Source organism: Allorhodopirellula heiligendammensis (assembly GCF_007860105.1).
Taxonomy (GTDB): domain Bacteria; phylum Planctomycetota; class Planctomycetia; order Pirellulales; family Pirellulaceae; genus Rhodopirellula; species Rhodopirellula heiligendammensis.
The window spans coordinates 1,630,959-1,644,346 of record NZ_SJPU01000001.1 but is presented as its reverse complement, the minus strand read 5'-3'; the positions used below and the strand labels follow the sequence as shown (position 1 = coordinate 1,644,346).

Here is a 13,388-nt window from a genome sequence, read left to right as displayed (position 1 = left end):
GATCTCAACCGTCCGTATTCGTGGTTCCCACAACTTTGTCCTTGGCCATGGAGAGCCGTGACAAAACCAAGTTAACATCAGTGCTGGCAACGCCCTTGGCTTCGAGAGCGTCGGCAAAATGACCGCAGAATTTCGCAAAGTGCTGGTCGGTGATCCCACGTCCTTGGTGGACGGCCGTCAGCTCAGCACCCGAGTACGACACGGGTCCATCCAGGGCTGCTACCAAAAACTCATACTGCATCCTCTGCAACCGGTCCATCGAAATATTCTCGAAGAACGGTGCCAAAAAAGGATCCGCCAAGACGCGTTCATACAGTTCCTTCACGAGGTCGGCGACTGCGACCGGCCCACCGAGTCGCTCCAGAAGTTCTTGTTCTGTCTCAGCCATGGGTTCTCTTGAGTGTTCGGTTTGTGCGTTGAAAGGAGACACCAGTTTAGCCCCGAGCGATCACTCGTGAAATCCCATTGGCGGTCCACCACAACCAATCGCTGTCAGCTTGGAAAGCTAAGCAACACTGTCGAGCAGCTCTCGCCGCTCCCGTGATTTGCAATTGCGACAATCGTGTCGATGACTGTCGGAATCTGATTCCGAAACCCGAAAAAATTGGGCCGATTCTCATTCGCGAAAACACGATGCAAATCCTGATCGCTCACTTTTCTCGCTTGATTGCGATTCTCTATGGCGCGTCGTTGCTCTCAGCGAAAGCTGCGGCAGGCGATCGACCCAACATTTTGTTTATCGTGACGGACGATCCCGAGACTTCGATGCGTGCCTCGGAGAGACACGCCTACTCAGTAGAAACCAAGCTGCCGTTTGCTCTCCTCAGTGGATGGTGAGCACGATATCCTGAAGAGCGACGGAGTTTCGCCAAGGCATCCGGTTACCCTGCAATGCTCACGATTCACCAACTCATTGAAATTGTCCCGTCCCTAGCGGGACTGGGCGGAACTGCTTTGCAACCTTAGCGACGCTTGAGGGTGCGGCGTGCCTGGTTAAATTCAATGCAGCGGCTTAGCGGGCGAGGAACAATCGTTTCGACAGCGTCGCTGGCGGACGAATCGTGACGCTCGTTTGGTCGTCTTCATCGGGATCGTGGTTGCCTGCGGTGCTATCGATGTCGAACTCGTTGGTTTCCAAGACTTCCACGTCGAACGTTTTCACCGTTTGGGTGTCGACGCGAAACGTGAGCGTTAACTGCTTGCTGGTATCAGCGGCAACTGTGCCGACTTGCCATTGCTGGGTCGCCGCGTCATAGACGCCCCCTGGAGATGCGTCGAGCAGTGTCAACCCCGCAGGTAGGGCCACACCGACAACAACACCTGTCGCGTCCGAAATCTCTCGATCGCCAGGTGAAGCCGTGGACGACGTTGATCCGTTATGCACCGTCACGGTCAGTTGGACCGTGTCGCCAAGTTCGATCACCTCGGGAATCGCCGAGGCGGTGACACTGACGTCGATCACGCGGGGGATGACCTCGACACTTGCCATGTCGTCTTCACTCGGGTCACCATTGCCGGGCGTGCTGTTTGGGTCGAGCTGATCGGCGGCGATAATCTCCGCAACATTCGTTACGATGCTCGGTGACGCCACGCGGGCCCGGATTTGAAGCACGGCCGAGCTACCAGAATCAAGTTCATTGATCGTCCACAGATTCGTGGACGTGTCAAAACTTCCCGTCAGGGCCGTAACCTGAACGTCGGCGAGACCAACGGGCAGTGCATCATTGACGACAATATTGGTCGCGGCATCCGGACCGGAGTTATTAACCGTGACCAGGAATGTGATGATGTCGTTCTGGTCAGGCGTGGCATTGTCGACGGTCTTAGTTAACGACAAATTGGCCTGTGAGATCGCGACCGTGACGGATTGATAATCATCCTCACCAGGACCGTTGTCCGGTGTGCTGTCACGATCGGGTTGGTCGGCAGCGACAACCTCAGCAATGTTGATGATGCCATCAGCGAGAATCGCATCGACATTGCTTGGGTCGGGAGCAACCATCCCCCGCACGATCAGCTCGCGAGTTTCACCGGCAGGAATCAGCGGGATCGACCAATCTCCTGTTTGCGAGTTGTACGTTCCCCCGTCCGACGGAGTGGCCGAAACAAAACTCAGACCCGCGGGCAGGGGATCAGAGACAACAACGCCCGTCGCCTCAGTAGGGCCATCGTTGCTAACGGTGACGACGTATTCGACGGTATCCCCTACATTGGCGAGCTCTGTATCGCTGGTCTTGGTCAACGCAAGATCAATCAATTGCGGAATAAAGGAGACCGAGGCGTTATCGTCTTCGTCCTCGCTGCCATTGCCCGGAGTGCTATCGGGATCGAACTGGGAACTCGCGACAATCTCAGCGTAGTTGATGCGGGTAATCGGCGTCGGACTGTCATTGGCGGCGCGATCGACCGTGGCCGTGAGGGTCAGTGTAGCGGTGCTGCCTGAGGTTAATTCATCCATCCGCCAGATTTGATCATCGGAGTCGTAGACGCCCGTCTCTGTTTCAGCACGAACGTTCGTCAATCCAGGTGGAAGGGTATCGAGTACAGCGATGTCGTTCGTCGTATCGGGACCATCGTTGCGAACCGTCAGCGTGAAGATCACATCGTCGCCGACATTGGGGGTTGCGTCATTGATGCTCTTCGTGAGCGACAAATCGGCGCTCGCCGGGGTGACGCTGACACGTGCGGTATCGTCCTCGCCATTGTCAAAACCGTTGTCCGGCGTGCTGTCACTATCGAACTGGTCTGCCGCGACGACTTCCGCGAGGTTCTCAAACGGATCAGTCGCGATCACATTGCCGCGAATTTCTAATGTTTGCGACTCACCGTTGGCGAGCGCGCCTACATTCCAAAGGCCCGTCGCGGGTGAAAATGTGATCGGGTGGCTCGACGATACAAACTGGAACCCATCGGGCAACGTGTCTGCGACGACGACACCAGTGGCATCGTCAGGGCCATCATTACGCACCTCGAGAGTGAACGTAATCTCGCTACCGACAACCGGGCGGACGGGTGCCGTCGTTTTCAATAGTGAGAGATCGATTACCGGCGTGGACAAGGACGAGCTGGATTGATCATCTTCGTCGGGCAGTTGATTGTTCGGGGTCGAATCCGAGTCATCTTGATCCACAGCGATCAGCTCGGCTGTATTGGTGAACGTGCCCGCAGCGGTGACGTCGGCATTGATCTGCAGCGAAATACTTTGCCCCACGCTGAGCGCGGGAATCGTCCAGAGTCCGGTGTCGGGATCGTAGTCGCTGTCAGTGTCGCTCGGACTGTTCGACACATACGTCAAACCGGCTGGCAGCATGTCAGCGATGACGAGGTTGGTTGCAAGATCCGGCCCATCATTGCGAACGACAATTTGAAAGCTGGCCGTCTCACCGATATTGGGTGCCGGTGTGAGTGTGGCTTTCTCCAAGGAGATATCCGCGATCGGAACTCGCACGCTGACAGAATCTTGGTCATCTTCGCTCTCGACACCGTTTCCAGGAGTGCTGTTGGGATCGGTTTGGTCGACCGACATCACTTCCGCAGTGTTGATCAGTCCGGTATTGATCGGATCATCCGCAGGGAGCCCAGTGACCGAGTCAATCCGCCCATCGAGACGCAACGTCGTCGATGCGCCAGCGGCGAGCGAAGCGATGGTCCATGTACGGGTGCTCTCGACAAACGTGCCGGATTCAGGAGCGTTACCTACCAGAGTGATTTGTTCTGGCAAGGTATCGACGACCACGATGTTGGTCGCTGTGTCGGGGCCGCTGTTGGATACCGTGATGGTGTAGCTGAAGGTTTCCCCCACGCGCGGTGTAGGATTGTCAATCTCCTTCGTCAGCGAAAGGTTGACCTGCTCGGCCTGCGCTGACGCCGCCGCTTGGTCATCTTCACCATCGACGCCGTTGCCAGGCGTGCTGTCGGGGTCGGGCAGGGTGGCCGAGACAATTTCCGCCACGTTGTTGATCGCGCCACTGGATGTTGCGCGGAGCACGAGCGTTAGGGTCGCGGTTTGAGAGCTCTCCAAACCATCGATGGTCCAGAGCTGGGTTTCTGGATCGTAGGACCCGTCGGGTGTGGTCGCGTCGACAAACGTCGCCCCTTCGGGAATGGGATCGGCAACGACGAAACTTCCCGACGCGTCGGGGCCGGAGTTTGTCGCCGTGATCGTGAAGGTGACATCGTCGCCCACGTTGGCGACGGGATTATCGACCGTTTTGGCCAGCGCCAGGTCCGCGTTGGCGGGGGTGACGGAGACACTCGATTGATCGTCTTCGTCTGGGTTATGATTCCCCGGTGTACTGTCCGTATCAAATTCGTTGGCCGCTGTGATCTCCGCAGTGTTGCTGATCGGAGCCAACTGGTCTGGGCGGGACGAATCGAGCAATACCGTGATCTCGAGAGTTCGCGTTTCGCCCGCGGGTACACTGCCGACATTCCAAACGCCCGTGTCGGGGGAGTAAATTTCATCCACGGTTGCGGATTGAAAAATCAGTCCAACAGGAAGCACGTCGGTAACCATCACGCCCGTCGCGCCATCGGTACTGGTGTTGGTAACCGCGAGGGAATATGTGAACGTTTCACCGGGGATGGGTCGGTCGATCGACGTGGTCTTCTCCAGCTCCAGATCGATGGTGACGGGTGTGAGCATGACCGAATCGATGTCGTCTTCCTCGCCAGCGGCGCCCTCGGATCCATTGCCCGGTGTGCTATCCGGGTCGAACTGGTCGGACTCCATGATCTCCGCAGTATTGGTCTTGGTCCCCATCGTGGTGACTTCAGCGACCAAATTGAGCGTGACGGGCGTTCCGACAGGCACATCAGCAAGTGTCCAGATCCCGCTAACCGGGTCGTATTCGCCCGCGGTCGGATCGTCGGATACATATGTCAGCCCCGCTGGCAGCACTTCTCGGACGCTCACGTTGGTCGCAGGGTCGGGACCCTCGTTGTTGACCGTGATCGCGAACGTCACGTTGTCGCCGATACTGGAGACTTGCCCGACGATCGTTTTTGCAAGCGAGAGATCCGCGGCTTGAGTTTGCAAGCTGACCTGATCTTGGTCGTCCTCGTCGGGATCTTGGTTATTCGGAGTACTGTTGGTGTCAAACTGATCGGCGGCGATGACTTCAGCAACGTTGGTATAACTGCCTGCCGCTGCGACCGTCGAACTCAAAATTAACGTCGTCGACTGGCCTGCCGCTAGGGACGGGATCGCCCACTGGGCATTGCTCGGATTGTAGGATCCCGAGGCAGGATCGCTCGCCGAGATGGTCATCCCTGCCGGCAGCGTATCTTGAACGACAATGTTCGTAGCGTCATCAATACCTGAATTGGTCAAGGTCAGAGTAAATGAAATCGAGTCACCGACATTTGGTCGTGCGTCAGACACCGTCTTCTCGAGCGACAGATTGATCGATGCCGCCGTGACGACTGCGGACGCTTGATCGTCTTCATCAGGATTGGAATTGTCCGGCGTGCTATCGGTATCGAACTGGTCGGCGGCTGTAACCTCAGCAGTATTGGTCTGCGGCGCACCACTGATCAACATTCCGGTCAGGTCCAACGTCGCCGTCGCGCCCGGTGCTAGACTGGGGATCGTCCAGAGGCCTGTGTCTGGCGCAAACGAAGTCCCCGCCGAAGGTTGATTTGCGCTGTACGTGATTCCCGCAGGCAGCAAATCAGTCACAACGGCGTTCGTGGCCGTGTTGGCGCCTTCATTGACCAGCGTTAAGCGGAAGGTAACCGGCGCGTTGACGTTGGGATCCGCTGTCGTGAGTTCCTTCGACAAATTGAGATCGATTGGTGTGAAATTGTCAAAGTCAGCTACCGGGATCAGAGTCGGTCCAATTGTGCCAATCAAGTCAGCCAGCGCGTCATAGTTGGGGTCCGCAATGACTGCGAATGAAATCGCACCGATATTGGTTAAGTCAGCTGGACCGCTCGCTCCCGGAGCAATCGAGAACTCGGTGAACGGCAGGAACTCTACCGAGGTCGGCTGCGTGGTCGTTTGCGGAATATTGAGCGTCGCGGTGCTGCTGAGCGTCAGCGTGCCACTGACACCGTCGTTGGTATAGAGCTGCACGACAGCGGATCCGGCGGGCAAATCGGCGCCGATCACCAGACGCAACCCAGCAGCATCGCCGCCGCTCGTTAAATCGATCGAACCGAGACCATCGTCGTTCACCACAGCCGGATCATCGCCCGCACCGTCCCAGATCACTTGCCGCTCGCCGCCACCAAAACCGTCCGAGCGAACCTGCAATAGATCCGGAGACGCGGGGTCATTGACGACCAAACTGATCGAGCCGATGTCGCTCGTCTTGTTGACAATCAAATCTCGCGATCCTCCGATTGCCTCCGGTGCCGCCGCAGTTGACGTGACCGCAACGCCATCTTGAGTTTCATCGAAGACGGACTGCGTATCGCCATTGAATCCATCGATCGTGCGGATCAATCGCCCAGCAACCTGCTCGGTTGTAATCGTGACCGCCGGCGAGACGGTTCGCTGCAGCGACTCACCGTCGACATCTTGAGCGGGCTGCAGGACAAAGTATTGCCCCGCTGTCAGCCTTGCGAACGTATACCGGCCATCCGCATCGGTCGTGGCAGTGGCGATTTGGCTGTCACCGCTATCGGGCTCGAACTGCCCGTCACCATCGTCGCGGTATAGGGTCACCGACGCCCCGGCAACCTGTTCGCCGGCCGTGAAACCATCACCGCTGAAATCGGCATAAACGAGCCCCGTGAGATTTGCCAAGTCCGTGCCCGCAGCCAACAACCGCCGGTTCTCGAGCGGTTCCAAATGGAGACGGCGACGGTAGTCGCGGCTCGCCTGGCTGCGCCGCCGCTTCGCGGTTGATTGTGCGTGGGATTGGAGTTTCCGTCGAAGTTGGTCCGTCATCGTCTGGGATTCCTAGTTCTCGCGGCCTGCGTGGTTAGTCCGATTAGGCAGGATAAGAGGATAGCATCGCCCAGGAAGGATGGCGAGTCGGCAGAGGCCGGGTGGAATGTCGATGGGTAGAGCCCGCGCGTCGACCACCGCGTCACGCTTGTCAGCTCGACAGCGAGTTCCCCATCACGATTGGAGTTGGCTAACCCAGAGTCGCAGAAAGCGATCGGTGATAACGTAGGAGGATGCTTCCCGCTCGATCACGTCACCCGCCACAAGTGATTCCGCAGCCCGTTGAGCTGTGGAGGCGGTGCGAAGACCGTACTGGCGAGTGAAATCGGACGAGAACGGCTTGGGAGGCGTTTCGCTGCTGGCCAACCCGCGTAGGAAACGTTGTTCGTTCTTGGTCAGTGATTCCCACAGCGTGACATACGCGTGGCTCTCCCGGCGCAGCAGTTCGCTGACGGCTTGGTCGAGATGCGCCGCTTCAACGACTCCGCCTGGTTCGATCAGAGACCACAGCACGTGACACAGATGCTGCGTATAAAACGGGTGACCTTGTGTGCGCTCGCAGAGTTCGGCAACGAGCGGCCTGGGAAACCTCTTCTTGTTATCGCTAAAGCGCTTGGTGATGAACGGTTGCCAGTGCTTCGTTTGGATCGGTCCGATCGGATAATGCATCGCTGATCGATACAATGGCCGCGATTGGTCCAAGAACATCGACTGCAAAAGATGTTTGCGGCTACCTAAAAAGAGGTATGCCACGTTTTTGTGATGCTGGATCGAACTACGGAGTTGCCGTTCGGCGAGGTCGTTTTCGTACTCGACGATCTGCTGGAACTCATCAAAAACCATGACAACTTTCTTGCCGCTGCGAGCCGCTAAGGCTGCGGGTGCCTCCAAGACTTCCGTCAGATCGGTTTTGGATACGGTTCGTCCATCGATGCCAAAATCGACTTTCGGTTGACCGGAATCGTCGAGCGAGACGCTGGGACGTAGACGTCCGAATAGAGTTTTCCCCAGTTCCAACAGTTTCGTGGTGTTCGTCTCGGCAGCGGTCGTCATGGCGCGGGCCGTGGTGGCTGCGAATGATGCGGAACCATCGGTGGGCCACAAATCCACATAGACGGGAATAAAGTCTTTCCGCGAGAGCTTTTCGAGGGCCCGCATCACGAGTGACGTTTTGCCCATCCGCCGCTCCGCATAAACAAAGCACCGCCCGCTGGATTTCATCGTTTCGGTGAGGTCAGCCAACTCCTCCACTCGGTTGCAGAATTCGCCATTACCAACCACGCCGCCGTAAGAAAAGGGATTCACTGACCTGTCCTCTCATTGATATTACGCAACTTGCGTTACGCATTATGCGTAATTCAGTGATTGTTTGCAAGCTGGCTGTCGATTCGGTGTAAATCGTCTGCTCAGGCGAGCAGCGGAAAAAGGGGCGTCCTCGATAAGTAGCCGAGTCTCTCCGAGACTCGGACGCAAGACTCAGTTGCAAGACTCGGACGTAAGACTTAGATGCGAGTCTCGGAGAGACTCACCTACTCAAAACAGGCTTGCCGGATCGGCTCGGATGAGTTTTCGCAGGGCCAACAGACCACTGATCAAGCACATCGAGGTGGTCAAGACGAGCACGGTGGCAGCGCGATCCATGGTCAGCCGCATCGGTAATCCTGAGTAGTTTTCCAGTGCCCAGAACAAACTCAGCGTCACGATCACGGCGGGGACGAAGCCGAACCAGGACAAGAAAATCGCTTGCCGAACGACCACGCCCACGAAGTAGCGATTGGGGTATCCCATTGCCTTGAGCGTAGCAAACTCGGGCATCGCGTCTTGCAGACTCGTGTACAGGATCTGGTAACAGATGATCACGCCGACGACGAATCCCATCACGGTACCGATGAAGAAGATCGCGCCCACGGGCGTTTGCTCGCTCCAGAACTTTTTCTCTTTCTGCGCGAGATCGGCGCGGCGAACCACCTTCCAGAGATCGGGTGCTAAACTCGTCAAACGCTCGGCAACGGCAACCGGATCAGCGGCCTCATCAATCTGAAACATACCGACATCCACCACCTCCAGTGGTCGACCATTCCCGCGAACGGGAAAATACCTGGCGAACTCGCTTTCTCGAATCAGTAGCGAGCCTTCGTTAGCAAAGTCGGTCCCGATTGTCGCGCTGCCGACCAAATGGATCCGTTTTCCGGCGACTTCCACTATCTGCGGGAGCGGATTGCCGTGTCGATCGAATTGGAATCCATACTGTGAGCGGGTTTTACGGTCGATCAGAGCGGTTCCGGGCGGCTGCAGTTTCTGCCGCTGCTCGTGCAACCCGGGAATCGCCAACCAGCCCGATTGGTCCGGTACCGAAATGACACGAATCGGGCGAGCCCGCTGTCCGGCGACGCGAACACGAGCCATCAAGCGTTCGATCAGCAGCGGCTCGGCGGCGGTCACGGCGGGATCGGACATGGCCCGGCGGAGCAAATCGCGTGGAAACCGCTGGTTCACCGGAAGCATGTACCGCGCCGTGCTGGTCGCCACGAGATCGCAATCCATCCACTCGATCAACTGCACGGGGCTGTCCAGCAACGCATTTCGAAACCCGTTCTGCGTGAACATCAGTACGGCGGCGAAGCCGACGCCCGCCGACGCCAACAGCAACCGGCGGGGTTCGTGGACGAGATTTTTCCAGGCCAGTGGTGTGCGACTCATGAGCCGTTTCGCTCGGCGCGTGACTTGCGTTTGAATTTTTCTTGTCCGAGCGATTCGTGCTCGACGTCGTCGATGGGAGGTGTTCCTTCACCATTGAGGCTCGATCTCTTCTCGATCCCCGAGATGATCTTCAAAAAATCCGTTGCTCCCGAGAATTCGCGGTACACACTGGCGAAACGGATGTAGGCCACTTCGTCGACGTCCGCCAGAAATCGCAATACCACCTCACCAATCTTCTGAGCGGGAATCTCGAAATCGAACTCCGAATAGATCGCCGCCTCGATTTGCTGCACGGTCGCTTCGATCGTTTCGCTGGCCACAGAGCGTTTCGAGCAGGCCCGTTCAATACCGCGGCGAATTTTTTCGCGATCGAAAGGCTCTCTCGTTTCGTCACTCTTGACCACTCGCACGTTCAACGCCTCGATATGCTCCATGGTCACAAATCGGCGACCGCATTCTTGGCAGACGCGTTTGCGACGCACCCGATAGCCGGCCTGAGCAGATCGGGAGTCGAGAACTTTATCGTTATCGGAATGGCAGAACGGGCAGCGCATGGAAGCGAGAGGGGGGAGACAGGGAGTGGGTGAGTCAATGTTGCTCGGCACTCAAAGCCGAAAGCGTGCGAAAATTCGCCAGCAGATTGGAGAGCCGAGCGACAATCACAGGGAAAAATGGCAGGCTCACGGTTTTCACCGCCCTGTGTTATATTCGATCCTGCCGTATTTCCCCATGGCAACACCGACCGATCAGGAAAAGCGATCTACCATGAGCGAATCAGAGCCCCTCCACCCATCCGCCGACGACCCTCGTTTTGGCGATGAAACACGCGATGCGGCAAGCAATCCAGCGTCCGCGAACATGCCGCAGGCGTCGCCATCTGCGGACGCGACGCGGCCGGCATCACCCCGTGACCGTTTTGAGCAACAGATCGCCAGCCGCCGCGACAACCTCGATGATCATGATCCAGAGGAAACATTATGGAGCGGTGGTTACAGCTCCAAGGCCATGACAGGATGGTGGATTGTGTTGATTGTGTTGTCCATCGCGCTGCTCGTTGGCTGTTTCATGTTCACCCAACTGACCCTCGTGATGACGATGAGTATCATCGTGATCATGTGGGTCTTCGTAGCGGGCAACTACGCCCGCATGCGACTGGGGTACCATTACGAATTGACCAGCCAGCGATTCATTCATAAAACGGGGTTGCTCAGCCGGCGCAGCGATCGCATTGAAGTGATCGATATCGACGATGTCAGTTACGAGCAAGGCCCAGTGCAACGCCTTCTGGGAGTCGGCACGATCCATATCACCAGTTCGGACCGCAGCGACCCAGAATTGAGCTTGGTTGGCATCGATAAAGTCAGTCAGGTGGCAGGACTGATCGACGACGTACGCCGCAACGAACGCCGTCGCCGCAGCCTGCATATCGAATCCATCTGAGCGAAGCATCTGTTTCATTTCGACCGATACGAGCACGCAAACATGACTGCATGGTTTGTCCAACAAGGCAACGAAGAACTCGGGCCGCTCCGTCCCGCTGACTTACTCGCCCTCGTCCGCGACGGCACTGTGCATCCCGAAACAAGGGTTCGCAAAGACGACTCATCGTGGTTTGCGGCCAGCGCGGTAGGAGGGCTGTTCGAGGCAGCCCGGCGGCCGACGATTGAGCATTACTGCCCGCATTGTGAGAACGTCCGCGTCGCTCCTCCGCCGACGACCTGCCCCAAGTGTGATCAAACGCTCACGAAGACGCGTGAACGCATCATCGAGAATTCGCTCAGCAAATCAAACAGCCAGGCCTCCGACTCCGCCGCCTCCCAGGGGCCCGCGATGTCGGCCCGCCGCTGGCTGCAAAAACGAGTCGGAAAAGACAAATCGTCGTAACGCTAGGGCGACACATGCAGTGTCACTGCTCTCGCTGAGCAGCCCAGCGCTAGCCCGGTTTTAAGGAGAAAGAAACGTGGGTAGCGACCCCTCGATTTCCAGCCCCGACGCCCCAGCGAAGCAGTCCATCCCGTCCCTCGTTAGCGTTCGGGCTAGTAGCTGCGTGGCAAACGCGACTAAACCGACCTGACGCTAACGCCCAAACAGCGAACAAGTTCGGCTAGGCAGGTTGTGACTCCATCCAAGTAACACTGTCCAACTAACAAACTCTCCGCATACAACGATTGTAGGACCGAATACGAAGAATCCGGCTTCGTTTTGGGCGTTTTGCGTGGCCCCTTGGAGCCCCCAATAGGAAACTGGATTGCCTGCTAAGCAACCCGCGTCCTCTCAATCTGCTAGTGATGTCTGTCGATCCTTGTTACCAACCGCTTGGCAGACGCATTGGACGGCATTTCATCAAAATCTGCTTCGCTGGGTTGGTCACCCTCCACACCATCGATGCGATTCCCTGGGGCGTGCTGCCCCCCGACGTGCCAAAACCGCGGGTGGCTGACACGATGCAAACCGTCGGATTGGCCACCGGGCCATGGACCATGTTCACACCCAATCCGGTCGCCGACAACTCGTGGCTCTCGGCAAGCATTGCTGCCGAGTCACCCTCGCCGACGGAATGGAACTCGCCCAACTGGGCTGCGGTGAGCGCTGCGGATCGATTCATCCAGTTCCGATCAATCAACTACTTCAATCGCCTGGCAATTACCGGAAATCGCCCCGGCGCCGAGGACTTCGCGGAGTACTTACGCCGACAGTCGATGTCCGCTGACAACGAACGGCCGAGTATCGTCTTGTCTGTCAACGGGCTCAAAGTAGTCATCCCCATCGAGGGTGGCGTCCCGTTGAGCGACGACGTGATCCGCATGCTCCACAGTCAAACGATCGTGAGACTGGACGCATCGCCATGACCTCTTTGATCTCGCACCTGAATCGTGCCTACGACCGTTTCCTGTTCGGATCCTGCAATCCACTGACATGTGTACTCGTGCGCGTGACGTACGCGGCGTTGTTGATCGTCTATGTCGGCGTCTGGATGCTCGATGGGACGAAATGGTTCTCCGACGCCGGAGTATTGCAGGCCGCCACCGCTCAGGTACTCTCGCCCACCCCTGCGGAATCGATCTTTCAGTGGATCCCGTCCACTCCCTGGGTCATTAATACCTGCTTAGGGATTTTGATGCTGCAGAGTGTGTGCCTGCTGTTGGGAATTTACTCTCGTTTCCAAGCGGCATGTATCTTCGTGTGGCTGGTGTCGTTTCAATATCGCAACCCGCTGATTCTCGATGGCGAAGATACCGTATTCCGATTGTTTGCCTTTTGCTTGATCTTTATGTCGACGGACTACGCATGGTCGTTGAGTCGGCGTTGGCGGCGACCTCCGTTGTCTTTAGTCGACGCGGTCAGTCAGTCTTGGGGACTGAGATTAATGCAGATTCATGTGGTCCTGATCTACGCCTCAGCGGCCTGGAACAAACTCCTCGGCCCCACATGGCAGGATGGATCGGCCATGTTTTATGTCTATCAAATGGAGGATTTGTTTGGTCGGGGCCCCCTACCGATTTCCGTACTCGAGAGCGAATTCATGGTCCGCACGGTCACCTGGGCGGTACTGGTCGTCGAGTCCATCCTACCAATCGCCTTGTGTGTTCGCCGAACGCGTTTCGTGGCGGTAGGCGTTGGCATCATGCTGCACCTGAGTATGGAGTACGCAATGAATTTATTCTTGTTTCAATGGATCATGATTGTCGGTCTGCTATCGTTTGTTGATGTGCGTCGTGACCGTGCGCCGTCGGATTGTCGAACATGAAACATTCATTCCAATATCCACGATTGATCCACTCATGCGGAATTT

The 13,388-nt window shown here is 57.1% G+C and carries 9 protein-coding genes and 1 pseudogene; 5 read left to right on the top strand and 5 right to left on the bottom strand.

Going from position 1 to position 13,388, the window contains the following annotated elements; genetic code table 11:
- Nucleotides 1-4 precede the first annotated feature (4 nt).
- Nucleotides 5-388 (bottom strand): group I truncated hemoglobin, encoded by a 384-nt coding sequence (locus Poly21_RS06185; protein WP_146406035.1) that lies wholly within the window; start codon nt 386-388, stop codon nt 5-7.
- 245 nt (nt 389-633) lie between these two features.
- On the opposite strand from Poly21_RS06185, the gene Poly21_RS06180 reads away from it, so the two are divergent.
- Nucleotides 634-837, top strand: a complete 204-nt coding sequence (locus tag Poly21_RS06180; RefSeq protein WP_146406034.1) for a hypothetical protein — start codon at nt 634-636, stop codon at nt 835-837.
- 175 nt (nt 838-1,012) lie between these two features.
- Here the strand turns inward: Poly21_RS06180 and Poly21_RS06175 are convergent, their stop codons facing one another.
- The 4 genes and pseudogenes from Poly21_RS06175 to nrdR all read right to left on the bottom strand — a co-directional run.
- Nucleotides 1,013-6,895 (bottom strand): SpaA isopeptide-forming pilin-related protein, encoded by a 5,883-nt coding sequence (locus Poly21_RS06175; protein ID WP_146406033.1) that lies wholly within the window; start codon nt 6,893-6,895, stop codon nt 1,013-1,015.
- Nucleotides 6,896-7,069: 174 nt separating this feature from the next.
- A complete protein-coding gene (locus tag Poly21_RS06170) occupies nt 7,070-8,200 on the bottom strand; it encodes an AAA family ATPase (RefSeq protein ID WP_146406032.1) in 1,131 nt (376 codons plus the stop codon).
- Nucleotides 8,201-8,428: 228 nt separating this feature from the next.
- Nucleotides 8,429-9,595, bottom strand: a complete 1,167-nt coding sequence (locus Poly21_RS06165; RefSeq protein WP_146406031.1) for an FtsX-like permease family protein — start codon at nt 9,593-9,595, stop codon at nt 8,429-8,431.
- Nucleotides 9,596-9,684: 89 nt separating this feature from the next.
- Nucleotides 9,685-10,149, bottom strand: a pseudogene (gene nrdR / locus Poly21_RS06160) (transcriptional regulator NrdR); the annotation flags it as partial.
- A 211-nt stretch (nt 10,150-10,360) separates the two neighbouring features.
- On the opposite strand from nrdR, the gene Poly21_RS06155 reads away from it, so the two are divergent.
- The 4 genes from Poly21_RS06155 to Poly21_RS06140 all read left to right on the top strand — a co-directional run bounded on the left by Poly21_RS06155 (nt 10,361) and on the right by Poly21_RS06140 (nt 13,343).
- Nucleotides 10,361-11,035 carry a PH domain-containing protein gene (locus Poly21_RS06155; protein WP_146406030.1) on the top strand — a complete coding sequence of 225 codons (675 nt, stop codon included), beginning with the start codon at nt 10,361-10,363 and terminating at the stop codon, nt 11,033-11,035.
- A 42-nt stretch (nt 11,036-11,077) separates the two neighbouring features.
- A complete protein-coding gene (locus tag Poly21_RS06150; RefSeq protein ID WP_146406029.1) occupies nt 11,078-11,479 on the top strand; it encodes a DUF4339 domain-containing protein in 402 nt (133 codons plus the stop codon).
- A gap of 404 nt (nt 11,480-11,883) precedes the next feature.
- Nucleotides 11,884-12,444 carry a hypothetical protein gene (locus Poly21_RS06145; RefSeq protein ID WP_146406028.1) on the top strand — a complete coding sequence of 187 codons (561 nt, stop codon included), beginning with the start codon at nt 11,884-11,886 and terminating at the stop codon, nt 12,442-12,444.
- Nucleotides 12,441-13,343: an HTTM domain-containing protein gene (locus Poly21_RS06140; protein ID WP_146406027.1), complete on the top strand. Its 903-nt coding sequence runs from the start codon at nt 12,441-12,443 to the stop codon at nt 13,341-13,343. The genes Poly21_RS06145 and Poly21_RS06140 overlap by 4 nt, the downstream gene beginning before the upstream one ends.
- Nucleotides 13,344-13,388 lie beyond the last annotated feature (45 nt).

Excerpts from the sequence above, each read along its gene's own strand:
- Poly21_RS06185 (WP_146406035.1), bottom strand. The coding sequence starts at position 388 with ATGGCTGAGACAGAACAAGAACTTCTGGAGCGACTCGGTGGGCCGGTC.
- Poly21_RS06180 (WP_146406034.1), top strand. The coding sequence starts at position 634 with ATGCAAATCCTGATCGCTCACTTTTCTCGCTTGATTGCGATTCTCTAT.
- Poly21_RS06175 (WP_146406033.1), bottom strand. The coding sequence starts at position 6,895 with ATGACGGACCAACTTCGACGGAAACTCCAATCCCACGCACAATCAACC.
- Poly21_RS06165 (WP_146406031.1), bottom strand. The coding sequence starts at position 9,595 with ATGAGTCGCACACCACTGGCCTGGAAAAATCTCGTCCACGAACCCCGC.
- Poly21_RS06155 (WP_146406030.1), top strand. The coding sequence starts at position 10,361 with ATGAGCGAATCAGAGCCCCTCCACCCATCCGCCGACGACCCTCGTTTT.
- Poly21_RS06150 (WP_146406029.1), top strand. The coding sequence starts at position 11,078 with ATGACTGCATGGTTTGTCCAACAAGGCAACGAAGAACTCGGGCCGCTC.
- Poly21_RS06145 (WP_146406028.1), top strand. The coding sequence starts at position 11,884 with ATGTCTGTCGATCCTTGTTACCAACCGCTTGGCAGACGCATTGGACGG.
- Poly21_RS06140 (WP_146406027.1), top strand. The coding sequence starts at position 12,441 with ATGACCTCTTTGATCTCGCACCTGAATCGTGCCTACGACCGTTTCCTG.